Origin of the sequence: Pseudomonas fluorescens, from assembly GCF_040448305.1 — a bacterium.
Lineage (GTDB): Bacteria > Pseudomonadota > Gammaproteobacteria > Pseudomonadales > Pseudomonadaceae > Aquipseudomonas > Aquipseudomonas fluorescens_BH.
Genome location: NZ_CP148752.1, coordinates 1,852,570 through 1,869,494 on the forward strand (window position 1 = coordinate 1,852,570; position 16,925 = coordinate 1,869,494).

The 16,925-nt window shown below is 59.9% G+C and carries 17 protein-coding genes and 1 pseudogene; 15 read left to right on the top strand and 3 right to left on the bottom strand.

The annotated features are described in order from the left end of the window. Positions 1 to 16 precede the first annotated feature (16 nt). Both WHX55_RS08480 and mtnC read left to right on the top strand, forming a co-directional pair. Complete coding sequence (locus WHX55_RS08480) at positions 17 to 562, top strand: acireductone dioxygenase (RefSeq protein ID WP_150753333.1); 546 nt, start codon at positions 17 to 19, stop codon at positions 560 to 562. A 4-nt stretch (positions 563 to 566) separates the two neighbouring features. Then, a complete protein-coding gene (gene mtnC, locus WHX55_RS08485) occupies positions 567 to 1,250 on the top strand; it encodes an acireductone synthase (protein ID WP_353742397.1) in 684 nt (227 codons plus the stop codon). 9 nt (positions 1,251 to 1,259) lie between these two features. On the opposite strand, the pseudogene WHX55_RS08490 reads toward mtnC, so the two are convergent. Together WHX55_RS08490 and WHX55_RS08495 are read right to left on the bottom strand one after the other, a co-directional pair. Next, positions 1,260 to 1,352, bottom strand: a pseudogene (locus WHX55_RS08490) (metal ABC transporter ATP-binding protein); the annotation flags it as partial. Between the two features lie 20 nt (positions 1,353 to 1,372). Then, positions 1,373 to 1,651, bottom strand: coding sequence for a DUF3509 domain-containing protein (locus WHX55_RS08495; RefSeq protein ID WP_150724607.1), 279 nt, complete (start codon positions 1,649 to 1,651; stop codon positions 1,373 to 1,375). A 357-nt stretch (positions 1,652 to 2,008) separates the two neighbouring features. Between WHX55_RS08495 and WHX55_RS08500 the strand changes: the two genes are divergently transcribed. The 10 genes from WHX55_RS08500 to WHX55_RS08545 all read left to right on the top strand — a co-directional run bounded on the left by WHX55_RS08500 (position 2,009) and on the right by WHX55_RS08545 (position 11,127). Next, the gene (locus WHX55_RS08500) at positions 2,009 to 3,847 is read left to right on the top strand and encodes a long-chain-acyl-CoA synthetase (protein WP_353742398.1); all 1,839 of its coding nucleotides are present in this window, start codon (positions 2,009 to 2,011) and stop codon (positions 3,845 to 3,847) included. Between the two features lie 97 nt (positions 3,848 to 3,944). Beyond that, a complete protein-coding gene (locus tag WHX55_RS08505) occupies positions 3,945 to 4,463 on the top strand; it encodes an ankyrin repeat domain-containing protein (protein ID WP_150753330.1) in 519 nt (172 codons plus the stop codon). 154 nt (positions 4,464 to 4,617) lie between these two features. After that, positions 4,618 to 5,148: a hypothetical protein gene (locus tag WHX55_RS08510; protein WP_353742399.1), complete on the top strand. Its 531-nt coding sequence runs from the start codon at positions 4,618 to 4,620 to the stop codon at positions 5,146 to 5,148. An 82-nt stretch (positions 5,149 to 5,230) separates the two neighbouring features. Then, a complete protein-coding gene (locus tag WHX55_RS08515; protein ID WP_085716868.1) occupies positions 5,231 to 5,422 on the top strand; it encodes a PLD nuclease N-terminal domain-containing protein in 192 nt (63 codons plus the stop codon). Positions 5,423 to 5,683: 261 nt separating this feature from the next. Next, positions 5,684 to 6,559: a polyamine aminopropyltransferase gene (gene speE / locus WHX55_RS08520; protein ID WP_046042939.1), complete on the top strand. Its 876-nt coding sequence runs from the start codon at positions 5,684 to 5,686 to the stop codon at positions 6,557 to 6,559. A gap of 232 nt (positions 6,560 to 6,791) precedes the next feature. Beyond that, positions 6,792 to 7,025: a hypothetical protein gene (locus tag WHX55_RS08525; RefSeq protein WP_150724612.1), complete on the top strand. Its 234-nt coding sequence runs from the start codon at positions 6,792 to 6,794 to the stop codon at positions 7,023 to 7,025. Between the two features lie 210 nt (positions 7,026 to 7,235). Then, positions 7,236 to 7,580, top strand: a complete 345-nt coding sequence (locus tag WHX55_RS08530) for a ribonuclease E inhibitor RraB (protein WP_150724613.1) — start codon at positions 7,236 to 7,238, stop codon at positions 7,578 to 7,580. A 368-nt stretch (positions 7,581 to 7,948) separates the two neighbouring features. Beyond that, positions 7,949 to 9,358, top strand: coding sequence for a circularly permuted type 2 ATP-grasp protein (locus WHX55_RS08535; RefSeq protein WP_007988088.1), 1,410 nt, complete (start codon positions 7,949 to 7,951; stop codon positions 9,356 to 9,358). 12 nt (positions 9,359 to 9,370) lie between these two features. Next, entirely contained in the window at positions 9,371 to 10,321 is a 951-nt protein-coding gene (locus tag WHX55_RS08540; RefSeq protein WP_150724614.1) for an alpha-E domain-containing protein, read from the top strand. Further along, positions 10,318 to 11,127, top strand: coding sequence for a transglutaminase family protein (locus tag WHX55_RS08545; RefSeq protein WP_150758897.1), 810 nt, complete (start codon positions 10,318 to 10,320; stop codon positions 11,125 to 11,127). Before WHX55_RS08540 ends, WHX55_RS08545 begins: the two co-directional genes overlap by 4 nt. 134 nt (positions 11,128 to 11,261) lie before the next feature. Here the strand turns inward: WHX55_RS08545 and WHX55_RS08550 are convergent, their stop codons facing one another. Continuing rightward, entirely contained in the window at positions 11,262 to 12,083 is an 822-nt protein-coding gene (locus WHX55_RS08550; protein WP_150724616.1) for a cytochrome c, read from the bottom strand. A 593-nt stretch (positions 12,084 to 12,676) separates the two neighbouring features. Between WHX55_RS08550 and WHX55_RS08555 the strand changes: the two genes are divergently transcribed. The 3 genes from WHX55_RS08555 (at position 12,677) to WHX55_RS08565 (ending at position 16,869) form a co-directional block, all read left to right on the top strand. Continuing rightward, positions 12,677 to 13,882: an acetyl-CoA C-acetyltransferase gene (locus tag WHX55_RS08555; protein WP_353742400.1), complete on the top strand. Its 1,206-nt coding sequence runs from the start codon at positions 12,677 to 12,679 to the stop codon at positions 13,880 to 13,882. A gap of 24 nt (positions 13,883 to 13,906) precedes the next feature. After that, positions 13,907 to 16,051: a 3-hydroxyacyl-CoA dehydrogenase NAD-binding domain-containing protein gene (locus WHX55_RS08560; RefSeq protein ID WP_353742401.1), complete on the top strand. Its 2,145-nt coding sequence runs from the start codon at positions 13,907 to 13,909 to the stop codon at positions 16,049 to 16,051. Positions 16,052 to 16,146: 95 nt separating this feature from the next. Beyond that, positions 16,147 to 16,869 carry an amidotransferase gene (locus WHX55_RS08565; RefSeq protein WP_150753325.1) on the top strand — a complete coding sequence of 241 codons (723 nt, stop codon included), beginning with the start codon at positions 16,147 to 16,149 and terminating at the stop codon, positions 16,867 to 16,869. Positions 16,870 to 16,925 lie beyond the last annotated feature (56 nt).

Below are 16,925 nucleotides of genomic sequence, written 5' to 3' on the forward strand. Positions count from 1 at the left end.
TTAAGGAGTTGCCCAGATGAGCAGCCTGTCCGTCTATCACGTCTCCAGCCCTGAAATCCCCAACAAGGTGCTGACCCATTTCGAAGACATCGCCTCGACCCTGGCCGAGCAGGGCGTGCGTTTCGACCGCTGGCAAGCGGCGGCGAAGATCCAGCCGGGCGCCACTCAGGAAGAAGTGATCGCCGCCTACCAAGAGCAGATCGACCAGCTGATGACCGAGCGCGGTTACGTCACTGTCGACGTGATCAGCCTCAACAGCGATCACCCGCAAAAAGCCGAACTGCGAGCCAAGTTCCTCGACGAACATCGCCACGGCGAAGATGAAGTACGATTTTTCGTCGCCGGCCGTGGCCTGTTTACCCTGCACATCGACGATTACGTCTACGCGGTGCTCTGCGAGAAAAACGACCTGATCTCGGTGCCGGCCGGCACCAAGCACTGGTTCGACATGGGCGAACATCCGCATTTCGTCGCGATCCGTCTGTTCAACAACCCGGAAGGCTGGGTCGCCAACTTCACCGGCGAAGACATCGCCAACCAATTCCCGCGCCTGGAGGACTGAGTCGATGCCGATCAAAGCGATTCTCACCGACATCGAAGGCACCACCAGCGCGGTGAGTTTTGTGTTCGACGTGCTGTTCCCCTATGCCGCCAAACACTTGCCGGCGTTTGTCCGTCAGCACGCCGAACGCGCCGATGTGGCGGAGCAACTGGCTGCCGTGCGCCGCGACAGCAACGAACCGAATGCCGACGTCGAGCGGGTCATCGAGATCCTGTTGGGCTGGATCGCCGAAGACCGCAAGGCCACGCCGTTGAAAGCGCTGCAGGGAATGGTCTGGGAGCAGGGGTATCTGGCCGGGCAGTTGAAGGGGCACGTGTACCCGGACGCCGTTGAAGCGCTCAAGCGCTGGCATCAGGACGGCTTTCAACTGTTTGTTTACTCGTCCGGTTCGATCCAGGCCCAGCGGTTGATCTTCGGCTGCTCGGAGGCGGGGGATTTGACACCGTTGTTCAGTGGTTACTTCGACACCACTTCAGGACCCAAGCGCGAGGCGCAGTCCTACGCCAACATCACCCAGGCGATCAACCTTGAGGCGGGGCAGATTCTGTTTCTGTCGGACATCGTCGAAGAACTCGACGCGGCGCGCACGGCGGGGATGGCCACGTGCGGGCTGGCCCGTGAGGGCGGCGAACTGGCAGGGCATGTCACGGTCGACAGCTTTGCGCGGATCGATCCTGCTAATTTCTAAACGCCACAAAACCTGTGGGAGCGGGCTTGCTCGCGAAAGCGGTGTGTCATTCAACGTTGATGTTGACTGATACGACGCTTTCGCGAGCAAGCCCGCTCCCACAGTGTTTTTCCCACAACTGTTTACAGCGAGTGATAGGTCGGCAGCGCAAACCGTTGCTGGCTCTGCAGCATGGAAATCTGCGGCAGTTCACTGGCTTGTTCGGCGAGGTCGCGGCGAATCGCACTGATCACCCACGTCAGTTGGTCGCCATTGTGCAATTGCTGGTAGGAAATCGAGCGCTTGAACACTTTGCCTTCGCCGCCGTTCAGGGTCAGCAGGATCCCACCGTCGGGACGGGCCTGGGTGGTGACTTCGAAGTTGGAGAACAGGGACGAAAATTTTTCCTGAATCAGGTTCATGTCTTTCAGCTCCGTTGGCTCTTGAATGGCAAGCATACGGAGAGGGTTGCAGTGATTGTGCCAGCCTTGGTTGTTTTTAAATAACCTTATAAAACAACTTGTTAGCATCTGTAGTGATTCTTTCTTTCGTGCATTCTGCATGAACGGCCATCGTGCATCCTGCATTTTGCGCGGTCGCTCGGCGCTTCGATGGAACCATTGCGTGTGCGGGGGTTCACGATTGGCCCTGTATCAATCGCAGATCAAGATCGTAGATACAAAACATTTCAAAAACCGCGTGTACAGCTCAAGAACCGTTGACGTATTTTCGGGCTCAGTCATCGCAGCCCGACAATAAAAAGATCGAACGGGAGCATCATGAGCCGCACGTCGAACGACACGATTACCTGGAGCATGATGCTCCGCAAGCTGCCTTCCATCGCCAAGGCCATCCCCCGGGTGGTGAAAGGCATGAAGGCCGCCAACGTCAAGGACCCGACCCAAACGTGTGGTTTGGGCTGGAGTTTCGAGCAAGCCACGTTGCGTAACCCGGATGGCCCGGCGCTGTTGCAAGGCGACGTGACGCTCAGTTACTCCGAGGTCAACCAATGGGCCAATCGCATCGCCCATCACCTGATCGGCCAAGGCATCGGCAAGGGTGATGTGGTGGCGGTCTTCATCGAGAACCGTCCGGAACTGCTGGTGACGATTCTGGCGGTGGCCAAGGTCGGCGCGATCAGTGCGCTGCTCAATACCTCGCAGACCCGCGATACCCTGGTGCACAGTGTGAATCTGGTGGCGCCGGTGGCGATCATTATCGGCGAGGAGTTGGTCCCGGCGTACCTGGCGGTGCGTGATCGGGTGTCGATCAAGGCTGACCGAACCTGGTTCGTCGCCGATCAGGACACCTCTCGCCAACCGGGTATCGCGCCTGAAGGTTTCATCAACCTGATGACCGTCAGTCTCGACGACGCCAGCGACAACCCGGCCAGCAGCCGGCAGGTTTTCTTCGACGATCCCTGCTTTTATATCTACACCTCGGGCACCACGGGGCTGCCCAAGGCTGGCGTGTTCAAGCACGGACGCTGGATGCGCAGCTCGGCAAGTTTCGGCATGATCGCCCTGGACATGCGCCCCGACGATGTCGTCTATTGCACCTTGCCGCTGTACCACGCCACGGGCCTTTGCGTGTGCTGGGGGTCGGCCGTCAGTGGTGCCAGCGGGTTCGCCATCCGCCGCAAATTCAGCGCCAGTCAGTTCTGGAACGACGCGCGCAAGTACCGGGCGACCACCATCGGTTATGTCGGCGAACTGTGCCGCTACCTGGTCGATCAACCGCCCAGCGCCGACGACAGCCGGCACGATGTGAAGAAAATGATCGGCAACGGCTTGCGTCCCGGCGCCTGGAACGAGTTCAAGACGCGCTTTGTGGTGAATCACATCTGCGAGCTGTACGCCGCCAGCGACGGCAATATCGGTTTCACCAACATTCTCAATTTCGACAACACCATCGGTTTTTCCCTGATGTCCTGGGAGCTGGTCGCGTACGACCATGACAGCGGCGCGCCGATTCGTCAGACCAATGGCCTGATGCGCAAGGTCGCCAAGGGCGAGCAGGGGTTGTTGCTGGCAAAAATCGATGACAAGGCCCCCCTGGACGGCTACACCGATCCGCAGAAAACCGCCAAGGTCGTGCTTGAGGATGTGTTCGAAAAGGGTGACCGCTACTTCAACACCGGCGACCTGTTGCGCAACATCGGCTTTGGGCATGCGCAGTTTGTCGACCGCCTGGGCGACACCTATCGCTGGAAGGGCGAAAACGTCTCGACCACGGAGGTCGAAAACATCCTCCTGCAACACCCGCTTATTTCCGAAGCCGTGGCCTATGGCGTGGAAATCCGCAACACCAATGGCCGGGCCGGGATGGCGGCGATCACACCTGCCGAATCCCTGGCAACCCTTGACTTCAGTGAGCTGCTGGCCTTCGCCCGCGAGCAAATGCCGGCCTATGCGGTGCCATTGTTCCTGCGGGTGAAAGTGAAAATGGAAACCACCGGGACGTTCAAATATCAGAAGACCCGACTCAAGGACGAGGCCTTCGACCCGGGTAAAACCGGAGATGACCCGATCTACGCCTGGCTGCCAGGGACGCAGACTTACGTGCAGGTCACGGAGCAGTTGTTGTCCGACATTCACGGCGGCAAGTACCGCTATTGAATCTGGCTATGGCGGCCCATGAGAAAAAACAAGTGACAGTGCCGGGGGCGCTCGGGAAACTGTCGGCTTTTACGAATGACAGAAAAGGGAGTGCCCAATGTCAGACAAAAGCCGCCAGATGACCCCCGAAGAAGCCGCCGAATTCACCGAACAGGTATTCAACAAGGCACGGGAGGGCGATGCGGCGATGATGGCCGCGCTGCTGACCAAGGGTTTGCCGCCGAACCTGCGTAACCACAAGGGCGATACCTTGCTGATGCTGGCCGCGTATCACGGTCATGTGGACACGGTAAAAGTCCTGCTGGAGCACAAAGCCGATCCGGAGATCCGCAACGACAACGGCCAGAGCCCGATTGCCGGCGCCGCCTTCAAGGGCGACCTGGCGGTGATCAAGGCCTTGGTCGACGGCGGCGCCCAGGTTGAAGGCTCGTCCTTCGATGGCCGCACGGCGCTGATGATGGCAGCGATGTTCAACCGCGTCGAAGTGGTCGACTACCTGGTCAGCAAGGGCGCCGACCCGAAAGCCAAGGACGCCAATGGCATCACTGCGCTGGAGGCTGCCAGGACCATGGGGGCTTCCGATACCGTTGCTCAGTTGCAGAAACTGGTTGGCTGATTGCTTTAAAAGATCGCAGCCTTCGGCAGCTCCTACAGGTGTACACCACTCAATGTAGGAGCTGCCGAAGGCTGCGATCTTTTTTGGGCATTCGAATCTATCCTTGCGGTATCCTTCGCGGCCTCAAAATTCACCTCGCTACAGGATCCTCCCCATGAAAGCCGCACTCGTCGAACTCATCAGCAAAATCAGCTCCGGGTGCATGGGCGAAGACGAAATCCTCAAGGTCGCGCACGAAGCGGCCCAGGCCTACGCCGATCCCGAGGCTTTCCTGACCGCCAATCCGGACATCAACTACGACGAAACCTTCCCGATCCCGCTGGGTGAGTGGGTGGTGGTCGGCAGTTTGCCGGAAACGGTGCTGTTCCAGGCTGACACCTACATGGACCTGTTCGCGCAGATCGTCGCGTCGTTCGGCCCGGGGGTGGAGTTCAATCTCAAGCCCAAGCAACTGGCCAAGACCGAAGCCCTGACCGCGCTCAACCGCATCCAGGTGCAGATGAGCAGCATGAACAAGGAAAACGGTGGCTACACGCTGATGAATTTCAGCCAGTTGCTCGATGACGAGCTGCAGGTGGTCCTGGTCTACGGCAATGACGTGCCACGGGTGCTGGAATTGTGCGCCGAAGTCGGCATCGCAGCCGCGCCATCCCTGGAAGCCCTGAAAGTGGCGATCCACGTCTGATAGCAAAATACTGTCAATAAAAGGGAACCCTTGCGACGACCGTCTATCCTGAGGGGGCATATCACTTTTTGGGAGCGTCACCATGGGTTCCACGTTCAACAGCCTGGTTGCCTTGATCATTTTTGTCCTGGACATCTGGGCCATCATCAACGTGTTCAAAAGTAGCGCCGAGACCGGGATGAAAATCCTCTGGGTGTTGTTGATCGCGCTGTTGCCGGTGCTGGGACTGATCATCTGGGCCATCGCCGGGCCGCGGGGCAACGTCAAGTTCTGACGGAATTCCCCCAGACTACACCGACCCTGTGGGAGCGGGCTTGCTCGCGAAGAACGATTACGCGGTTCGCCGACAGACCGAGTTGCCTGCTTCGCGAGCAAGCCCGCTCCCACAGGATTGGGGCAAGTCGAACAAGTGAGGTTCGACCTGTCATGTTCCGCGACGTAGAATGCGCGCCTTTCCCGGTCAATCGAGACGCTCGATTGGCCATCATGGGCGGGTAACCGTCCGTTGCCACCCGCATTCATCGGAGCACTTCCCATGAGCAATACCCCGACCAGCGACTACCTGGAAACCCTCTACGAAGGCTACGGCCAGCGTTTTCGCATGGAAAAACTGCTGCACGAAGTGCGCACCGAGCACCAGCACCTGGTGATCTTCGAAAACCCGCGCATGGGCCGGGTGATGGCGCTGGACGGCGTGATCCAGACCACCGAAGCCGACGAGTTCATCTACCACGAAATGCTCACCCACGTGCCGATCCTGGCGCACGGTGCTGCCAAGCGCGTGCTGATCATCGGCGGCGGTGATGGCGGCATGTTGCGTGAAGTGGCCAAGCACCGCAGTGTCGAGCACATCACCATGGTCGAGATCGACGGCACCGTGGTCGACATGTGCAAGGAATTCCTGCCGAACCACTCCAAGGGTGCATTCGATGATCCACGCCTGAACCTGGTGATCGACGACGGCATGCGTTTCGTCGCCACCACCACTGAAAAGTTCGACGTGATCATTTCCGATTCCACCGACCCGATCGGGCCGGGCGAAGTGCTGTTCTCGGAAAACTTCTACCAGGCCTGCCACCGCTGCCTGAACGAAGGCGGCATCCTGGTGACGCAGAACGGCACGCCGTTCATGCAGATCGAAGAAGTGAAGACCACCGCCGGTCGCCTGCGCAGCCTGTTCCCGGACTGGCACTTCTACCAGGCCGCCGTGCCGACCTACATCGGTGGCTCGATGACCTTCGCCTGGGGCGCCACCAATACCGCTTATCGCAAGTTGTCCCGCGAAACCCTGCAACAGCGCTTCACGGGCAGCGGCATCATCACCCGCTACTACAATCCTGAAATCCACATCGGCGCCTTCGCCTTGCCTCAGTATGTGTTGCAGGCGGTGAACAAACCAAGTAACGACTGATGGGTTGAATCACAAAACCTGTGGGAGCGGCGGTGCGGCGATCCGACTTGCTCGCGAAAGCGGTGTATCAGTCAGCAATTCTGTCAACTGACACACCCTCTTCGCGAGCAAGTCGGATCGCCGCACCGCCGCTCCCACAGTGAATTGCGGCGCAACAAGGCGGAACAATTAGCCAGCTAACAAGGTCGAGATAGAGGTAAGCCCATCCATGGGTTTTATCGAGGAGGCACCAATGCAAAAGTGGAAAGTCACTTTCGTGGATGATCATGGCGAAACCATCGACGAAGTCTTTGAGTGCACCGAGCGCCCGGACTACGAGCGTGCCGCCAAGCTCATCAAGGCCCGGCTTCTTCCTGTCGCTGCCGAACTGGATCTGAACGATCTGGAAGGGCGGACCACTGATGCGTGCGTCAAAGAGCTCAAGTCTCAGAACAGCATTCAAATCCTCGGCATTACTCCAATCTGAGCAACACCTCTCGCATTCACATCCAGGCCTTGGCAGAGGCTCTATCTTGAGGCTACTCTGCAGGCGAGATCAGCGAATGAATCGCTAAGGTCTGGTCTTGTCAGCTCCATGCTTGTTTCCCGCCGGCACATCGGTTGCCGTCGCTCGCGCTGTTCGGTTGCGGGTGAGGGAGTACGGAAAGTCTATCCATCGTTTTGAGGAGGACGTTTCATGAGCACAGCCTATCAAGAAGACATCAGCAGCAGCGTTCTGCGCCGCATGAAAGAAGGCGGTTTTGACTTTTCGCGGTTTCATCCCATCGAGTTCTACGCCATTTTCCCGGACGAGGAGCGGGCACGCAGGGCGGCAGGTCATTTCCACCGTGGTGAATCCCTGAATGCGCAAATCAGTGTGCGCGACGACGGCGCCTGGGCGCTGGAGCTGTGCAAGGTCATGTATGCCACCTACGACGACATCGGCGACTTCGAACAAGGTTTCGAAGCAGTGGTTGAGCCGTTGGGCGGCATCATCGAAGGCTGGGGAGTGAAGCAGGAGGTACGAGGGCGACTCGCATAACCTTATGAACAGTGACAACCAGCAATGACGGCTGACCTTCGGGTTGGCCGTTTTCATTTTCGGTCATTGAACTTCGGCAAAAAAAAGCCGCCTGGGCAGACGGCTAAAAGGGAAGTTTGGTGAGCATTTCAGCGAATGCATGGATTATCCGCAGCCATTGCCAGGCAGTGAAATCAACTCTGACTATGCTGGTGATAGGCGATCACAGCGCCTTGCAATGAAGCGGGGGCAATCAGGTTGGGGCATTTGTCGCACAGGATTGGTGCGTTGCGTGCGTCTTGATTATCCAACTGATTGAAATCTAAGCGTTTATGCCGATGGCACGGGCCTTGCGAAGGTCTGGACGTCCGAGTGACAAGGAGTACGGCATGATCCGCACCTATTTTGATGAGATGTACGATGCCGGTGGCCAGGTCCGCCCGCATTATCGGGAGTTTGCCCGTTGGCTGGCCGAGACGCCTGACGAGCTTTTGGCACAACGGCGACGCGAGGCCGATCTGCTGTTTCATCGCGCCGGGATTACTTTCACGCTCTACGGTGATGAGCAAGGGACAGAGCGCCTGATTCCCTTCGACACCATCCCCCGTAGTATCCCCGCCAGCGAATGGCGGATAGTCGAGCGCGGCTGCATCCAGCGGGTCAAGGCGTTGAACATGTTCCTCGCCGACCTTTACCACGAGCAGCGCATCATCAAGGCCGGCATCATTCCGGCCGAGCAGGTGCTGGCCAACGAGCAGTACCAGTTGGCAATGCAGGGCCTGGATCTGCACCGCGATATCTATTCGCACATCTCCGGCGTCGACCTGGTGCGCGACGGCGACGGCACCTACTACGTGCTCGAAGATAATCTGCGTACACCGAGCGGTGTCAGCTACATGCTCGAAGACCGCAAGATGATGATGCGCCTGTTCCCCGAGCTGTTCGCGGCGCAACGCATCGCCCCCATCGACCACTACCCGAACCTGTTGCTCGATACCCTGAAAAGCTCCAGCCCCATCGACAACCCGAGCGTGGTGGTGCTGACGCCGGGGCGCTTCAATAGCGCGTTCTTCGAGCATGCGTTTCTTGCGCGGGAAATGGGTGTGGAGCTGGTGGAGGGCGCGGACCTGTTTGTGCGTGACGACAAGGTCTACATGCGCACCACCGACGGGCCGAAAGCGGTGGACGTGATTTATCGTCGCCTCGACGATGCGTTCCTCGATCCGCTGGCCTTCAACCCGGAGTCGATGCTCGGCGTGCCGGGGCTGCTGTCGTCCTACCGTTCCGGCAACGTGGTGCTGGCCAATGCCATCGGCACGGGGGTGGCGGACGACAAGTCGGTGTACCCGTTCGTTACCGACATGATCCGTTTCTACCTCGATGAAGAACCGATCCTGAAGAACGTTCCTACGTGGCAATGTCGTAATCCCTCTGAGCTTTCCCACGTGTTGGCCAATCTTCCAGAACTGGTGGTCAAGGAAACCCAAGGCTCCGGCGGGTACGGAATGCTGGTGGGGCCGGCAGCGACGGCGGCGGAAATCGAAGCCTTCCGCGCGCGGATCATCGCCAAGCCCCATGCGTATATCGCGCAACCGACGTTGTCGCTGTCGACCTGTCCGACCTTTGTCGAAAACGGTATTGCACCACGCCACATCGACTTGCGGCCGTTTGTCCTGTCGGGCCGTGAAACCCGGGTCGTGCCCGGCGGCTTGACCCGCGTCGCCCTGCGCGAAGGCTCCCTGGTGGTCAATTCCTCCCAGGGCGGCGGAACCAAGGACACCTGGGTGGTCGAGGATTAAAGGAAGCCTGTCATGTTAAGTAGAACTGCCTCGGATTTGTATTGGATGTCGCGTTACCTGGAGCGGGCGGAAAACCTCGCACGGATGCTCGACATCAGCTATTCGCTGTCGCTGATGCCGCAGGACGGTCGTGGCGACGGTTTGCACGAACTGGCCATGCCGCTGCTGATCACCGGCACCCTGGACGATTATCTGGAGCGCCATGGCGAACTGCATGCCGAGCGGCTGTTGCATTTTTTCGCCCTGGATGCGGCCAACCCGGCGAGCATCTACAGCTGCCTCGGTGCCGCTCGGGCCAGCGCCCATGCGGTGCGTGGGCGCATCACCGCGGACATGTGGGAAAACATCAACGCCACCTGGCTGGAAATTCGCGGCATCGCCGAACAGGGCCTCAGTCGCTACGGCATGAGCCGTTTCTGCGAGTGGATCAAGGAACGTTCCCACCTGTTCCGGGGCGCGTCCTACGGCACCATCATGCGTAACGATGCGTTTCGTTTCATTCGTCTGGGGACCTTTATCGAACGGGCGGACAACACCTTGCGCCTGCTCGATGCCCGCTACGAAATGGCCGGCGATCAGGCCGAAGCGGTCAGCGATGGCACCGCCCATGCGTATTACCAATGGAGCGCATTGTTGCGGGCGTTGTCGTCGTTCGAGGCCTACACGGAAATCTACCGCGACGCCCCCGGCGCCCGGCATGTCGCCGAATTGCTGTTGCTGCGGGCCGATGTACCGCGATCCCTGCGCGCCTGCACCGAAGAAATCGACCTGATCCTCGCGCAATTGCCGGGGGCCAATGGTCGTCCCGCACAACGCCTGGCGGCAGAAATGGACGCACGCCTGCGCTACACCGGCATCCATGAAATTCTCGAAGAAGGCCTGCACGCCTGGCTGACCGAGTTCATCCCGCTGGTGCGCCAGTTGGGTAACGCGATTCACAGTTCTTATCTGGAGGCCGCATGAGACTTTCCATTAGCCACGAGACCACCTATCACTACGAAGACAAGGTGCGGGCGAGCATCCAGTATCTGCGCCTGACTCCCCACGACAGCGAGCGCCAGCACGTGCTTAGCTGGCAGCTCGACTTGCCGCGTCCGGTGCGGGCGCAGCTCGATCCGTTCGGCAACATCCTGCATGTGCTGACCATGGACGAGCCCCATGAAGCGATCATTATCGGCGCCCGTGGCCAGGTCGATATCGACGAATGGCGTGAGGCCGAACACGAGAGCCAGTCGGCACTGCCGTTTCTGCGCTTCACCCGTTTGACCGAAGCCGACGCCGCCCTGCGTGCGTTCGCCGAGAAGGAGTGCAAGCAACGCCGCGATCGCACGGCGTTGATCGATCTGATGCATGGCCTCAACCAGCATATGACCTACACGCCGGGTTCCACGGAAGTGGACACCAGCGCGGCCCAGGCCTTTGCCGGACGCTCCGGCGTGTGTCAGGACCACACCCACGCGTTTCTCGCCTGCACCCGCAGCCTGGGCATTCCCGCGCGTTATGTGTCGGGCTATCTGTACAGCGAAAACAGCGAACACCTGGCCAGCCACGCCTGGGCCGAAGCCTGGCTGGATGACGCCTGGTACAGCTTCGACGTGACCAATGAACTGGCCCGGCCGGAACGCCACCTGAAGCTGGCGGTGGGCCTGGATTACCTGGATGCCTGCCCGGTGCGCGGGATGCGCCGGGGTGGCGGGTGTGAGCAGATGCACGCCAAGGTGCTGGTGTCACCGACGCCCGCGCCGGTGATTTCGGTGCAACAGCAGTAAAATCGGGGATACCGCTTCGCGAGCAAGCCCGCTCCCACATTTGATCTGCGGCATGCGCACAATTCGCGGTGCACAGCAATTCCAATGTGGGAGCGGGCTTGCTCGCGAAGAGGCCGGCCCATGCAGCACAAGACTTAGGGCTTCACCTTGCGCCCAACCATATGCTTCAAATACCCCACCAGCATCTGCAGATCCCCATCCGGCAACACCTCGGCCGAGAACCCGGGCATTTTCGCCTGCGGCCACTGACGCAAACTCTGTGGATCGCGAATGTAACGCTTGAGGAAGTCCGCACCGAAGTACTCGGTCGGGTTGTACGGAATATTCAGGTCCGGCCCGAATTGCGCGTCCCCGGCGCCATTGAGTCGATGGCAGGCCAGGCAGTTCTTCTGGAACATCGCAAATCCCTTGTTCACCGGATCATCAGCCTTCAACGCCGGATCGGGCAGCAGGGCAGGGAAGCGCTCGGCTACGGGCGCCAGGCGTTTGATGCTCGCCACCTGGAACGGCCATTGTTCGGGGCTGATATTGCCGGCCTGCGGATTGCTCCAGACCAGATAGAACGGCCCGGCGCCTGGCTTGCCTTCCGATAGCGGTGGCCAGGGTTTGGCCGGATCTTCAATCGCCAGCCACGCCTGTGCCCCTTGGGTATTGAGCAACGGCGCCGCGGTCATTTCGGCGGCAAAACCATCCAGGGCCACGGCTTGCAGGTGGTCCTCAGGCTTGATGCCGGTCAGCAGCGCGGACAGCGGCACGGCGCGGTAACTCATGTCCCGCTTGTAGGAAACGTCGTTGCTGATGTCGATGGTTTGAACCTGAGGATGCTTGAGCAATTGCTCGGTCTGCCAGGTGCGACTGTTCGCGCCCAGCTCCAGGTTCAGCTGTGCGGCATACAGGGGCGAGCCGAACAGCATGGCCCCGAGCAGAATGAGCATTTTCAAGTGATCGCCGTCCATGTCGTGCAAGTGCCGCAAAGATTGGCACAGCCACGCTGGCCCGGGTAGCGGGCCAGTCACATTTTGAGAGTGGCAATTCAAAAACTGTGACGCCGTATCTTTTAGACGCGACTAGCCGATGACCTTGGTCAGGTTCGGCAATATCAACAACAGCGTGGTGGCGAAAAGGATGAGCCCGGCTTGACGTACTTTCGATTGTTTGAACATGGCTTGACCGCCTTTTTTGTTATTTCCTGATGCCTGCCCGCATAGCTCCATGATGGCAGCGCGTTGCACTTCCTGTAGTGACGAGTGCCTCGGCAAAACCCGACGACAACTTCGTACAAGTTCACCTTAGAGCCCGCGTTAAGCTTGGCTTAGATCCATTTCGTATGGGAATCTTGCGATTTGCTTTAAAAAAGGCATGAGGCCTATTGCCAGCTTCTTTGGCGCCCGTTGGCTAGACAGCTTGGTGTCCTGAGCGGTAGCTGACTACCGTCCGTCTGAGCGTGAGCGTCAACGTCTGTGAGCGCTGCGGTCATTGAATCAAACGCGGCTCGGGCCAAGAGTGGGCACTCAGTATTTACCCACCTGCACTGTGGTTCGAGGACGTCATGACCCAAGCATTGATTTTCGACGCGTTACGCACGCCCCGTGGCAAAGGCAAGGCCGATGGCGCCTTGCATAGCGTCAAACCGGTGAACCTTGTTGCCGGTTTGCTTACGGCGCTGCAACAGCGCACAGCGCTGGACACCAGCCAGGTCGATGATGTGGTGCTCGGCTGCGTGACACCGATTGGCGATCAAGGTTCCGACATCGCCAAGACCGCCGCTCAAGTGGCCGATTGGGATGTCAGTGTGGCGGGAGTCCAGATCAATCGGTTCTGCGCTTCGGGGCTGGAGGCCGTGAACCTCGGCGCGATGAAAGTGCGTTCAGGCTTCGAAGACCTGGTGGTGGTCGGTGGTGTCGAGTCGATGTCCCGGGTGCCGATGGGCAGCGATGGCGGGGCCTGGGCGCTGGACCCGGCGACCAACCTGCACAGTCAATTCACGCCACAGGGCGTGGGTGCCGACCTGATCGCCACCCTTGAAGGCTTCAGTCGTCAGGATGTCGATGCCTATGCCCTGCATTCACAGCAAAAGGCTGCGCGGGCGCGGGCCGACGGTTCGTTCAACAAGTCGCTGGTGCCGGTGCAGGACCAGAACGGCATCATCCTGCTCGATCACGATGAATTCATCCGCGCCGAATCGACCCTGGAAGGCCTGGGCAAGCTCAAGCCGAGTTTCGAGATGATCGGGCAGATGGGCTTCGATGCCACCGCGCTGCGGGTCTACAGCCATGTCGAGCGGATCAACCATGTGCACACCCCCGGCAACAGTTCCGGGATAGTCGATGGCGCGGCGCTGATGCTCATCGGCTCCGAAGCCAAGGGCCGGGCACTGGGCTTGCAACCACGGGCGCGGATTGTCGCCACGGCAGTCACCAGCACCGATCCGACCATCATGCTCACCGGCCCCGCGCCGGCGACCCGCAAGGCGCTGGCCAAGGCCGGGCTGCGGGTCGAAGACATCGATCTGTTCGAGGTCAACGAGGCGTTCGCGTCGGTGGTGTTGAAATTCATCAAGGACATGGCCGTCGATCCGGACAAGGTCAATGTCAACGGCGGCTCAATCGCCATGGGCCACCCGCTGGGCGCCACCGGTTGCGCCATTCTCGGCACGCTGCTCGATGAACTGGAGGCCCGACGCCTGCGTTACGGCCTCGCGACCCTGTGTGTCGGTGGCGGCATGGGCATTGCCACCATCATCGAACGCCTCTGAGCCCGGACTTCAAGGAACCCAGTTATGAACGAAGCCATTCGTTACGAAAAAGGCCAGGACCAGATCGTCGTCCTGACCATCGACATGCCCGGCCAGAGCGCCAACACCATGAACGCGGTGTACCGCGAAGCCATGGCTGACTGCGTTGCGCGCCTGGTGGCCGACAAGGACAGCATCGCCGGTGTGATCATCACCTCGGCCAAGAAGACTTTCTTCGCAGGCGGCGACCTCAATGAACTGATCAAGGTCGGCAAACCCCAGGCCAAGGCCTTCTACGACATGGTGCTGAGCCTCAAGGGCCAGTTGCGCACCCTGGAAACCCTCGGTAAGCCAGTGGTCGCGGCGATCAATGGCGCTGCATTGGGCGGCGGCTGGGAAATCTGCCTGGCCTGCCATCATCGCGTGGCGCTGGACAACCCGTCGGTGCAACTCGGCCTGCCGGAAGTCACCCTCGGCCTGCTGCCGGGCGGCGGAGGCGTGGTGCGCATGGTGCGCATGCTCGGCCTAGAAAAAGCCCTGCCTTATCTGCTTGAAGGCAAGAAGGTACGGCCACAACAAGCGCTGCAGGCAGGATTGATCGATGCGCTGGCGAGCGATCATGAAGACCTGTTGGCCAAGGCGCGGGCGTGGGTTCTGGCCAATCCGGTGGCGGTGCAGCGCTGGGACGTGAAGGGCTACCAGATACCGGGCGGCACACCGTCTAACCCGAAAGTCGCGCAGATGCTGGCGATTGCGCCGTCGATCCTGCGCAGTAAAACCCAGGGCACGATGCCCGCACCGGAGAAAATCCTCTGTGCGGCGGTCGAGGGCGCCCAGGTGGATTTCGATACAGCGCACCTGATCGAAACCCGCTACTTCACCGAACTGACCACTGGCCAGGTCTCGAAAAACCTGATCGGTACCTTCTGGTTCCAGCTCAACGAAATCAATGCCGGCGGCTCGCGGCCTCAAGGTTTTGCGCCTTATATCACCCGCAAGGTTGGCGTGCTCGGTGCCGGGATGATGGGCGCCGGTATCGCGTTTGTCAGCGCGTCGGCCGGGATCGAGGTGGTGCTCAAGGACATCAGCCTTGCGGCGGCGGAGAAGGGCAAGGCGCATTCGGCGGCGTTGCTGGACAAGAAAGTCGCTCGCGGACAAATGAGCATCGAGCAACGCGACATCGTTCTGTCACGCATTCAAACCAGCGAAAGCGATGCCGACCTGGCCGGTTGCGACTTGATCATCGAGGCCGTGTTCGAGGATCGAGCCTTGAAGGCCAAGGTCTCGTTGGCGGCGCAGAAGGTCGTCGGCGCGGACGCCGTGATCGCCTCCAACACATCGACCCTGCCGATCAGCGGCCTGGCCTGTGCCGTGCCCGACCAGAGCAAGTTCATCGGCCTGCATTTTTTCAGCCCCGTGGAAAAAATGCCGCTGGTGGAAATCATCAAGGGCGCCAACACCAGCGACGAAACCCTGGCCCGCGGCTTCGATTACGTCCTGCAAATCAAGAAAACCCCGATTGTGGTCAACGACAGCCGCGGCTTCTTTACCTCAAGGGTGTTCGGCACCTTCACCAATGAAGGCATTGCTATGCTGGGCGAGGGCGTAAGCGCGGCGATGATCGAGACTGAAGCGCGCAAGGCCGGCATGCCGGTAGGGCCGCTGGCGATCTCTGACGAAGTGTCCCTCAGCCTGATGAACCATATCCGTCTGCAAACCGCCAAAGACCTGCAAGCAGAAGGCAAGCCGCTGACAGAACATCCGGCATTTGCCGTGATTGACTTGCTGCTCAATGAGTTCAAGCGTCCGGGCAAGGCTGGCGGTGGAGGTTTCTACGAGTATCCGGCGGGCGGCCAGAAACACCTGTGGCCTGAGTTGAAAACCCGCTTCGAGAAAGCCGACGGGCAGATCTCGCCCAAGGACGTGCGTGATCGCCTGCTGTTCGTGCAAGCCATCGAAACAGTGCGCTGTGTGGAGGAGGGCGTGTTGACCTCGACGGCCGATGCCAACGTTGGCTCGATCTTCGGCATCGGTTTCGCCGCCTGGACCGGCGGTGCGCTGCAGTTCATCAACCAGTACGGCGTGCAGGACTTCGTTGCCCGCGCCCAGTATCTGGCCACGCAGTATGGCGAGCGGTTCGCGCCTCCCGCGTTGCTGCTGGAGAAGGCCGCCAAAGGGGAGGCGTTCTAAGGGAGAGATGATGCATTTCGGGGCTTGCCTTGACACAGCGTTTCAAGGCAGGCTCTGGGGTGTGCATTATTCCCATCACGTGTCAGGTATTTTTTATGTCGTTACGCATCTGCATTCTGGAAACCGACCACCTGCGTCCGGAATTGGTTGACCAATATCAGGGCTACGGGCAGATGTTCAAACACCTGTTTTCGCAGCAGCCGATCGCCGCCGAGTTCACCGTCTACAACGTGGTGCAGGGTGAATACCCAAGCGACGACCTGACGTTCGACGCCTACCTGGTGACGGGCAGCAAGGCCGACTCCTTCGGCACCGACCCGTGGATCGAAACCCTCAAGACCTATCTGCTGACCCGCTACGAGCGCGGCGACAAATTGCTGGGCGTCTGCTTCGGTCATCAGTTGCTGGCGTTGCTGCTCGGTGGCAAGAGCGAGCGTGCGACCCAAGGCTGGGGCGTCGGCACCCACAACTACAAATTGGCCGCCAAGGCGCCATGGATGAGCCCGGTGCGCGAAGAACTGACGCTGCTGATCAGTCACCAGGACCAGGTCACGTCGCTGCCGGAGAACGCCACAGTCATCGCGTCCAGCGATTTCTGCCCGTATGCGGCCTACCACATCAACGATCAGGTGCTGTGCTTCCAGGGGCATCCGGAATTCATCCACGACTACTCCCGCGCCCTGTTGGAGATTCGCCAGCAGGCACTGGGTGAGCAGGTCTACTCCAAGGGTATCGCGAGCCTGGAACAGGAACACCACGGCACCACCGTGGCCGAGTGGATGATGCGGTTTGTCGCGCACAAGCCAACAGCTGATTGAAACTAAAAGCATCGCGAGCAGGCTCGCTCCCACATTGATCTCTGCAACACCGAAGA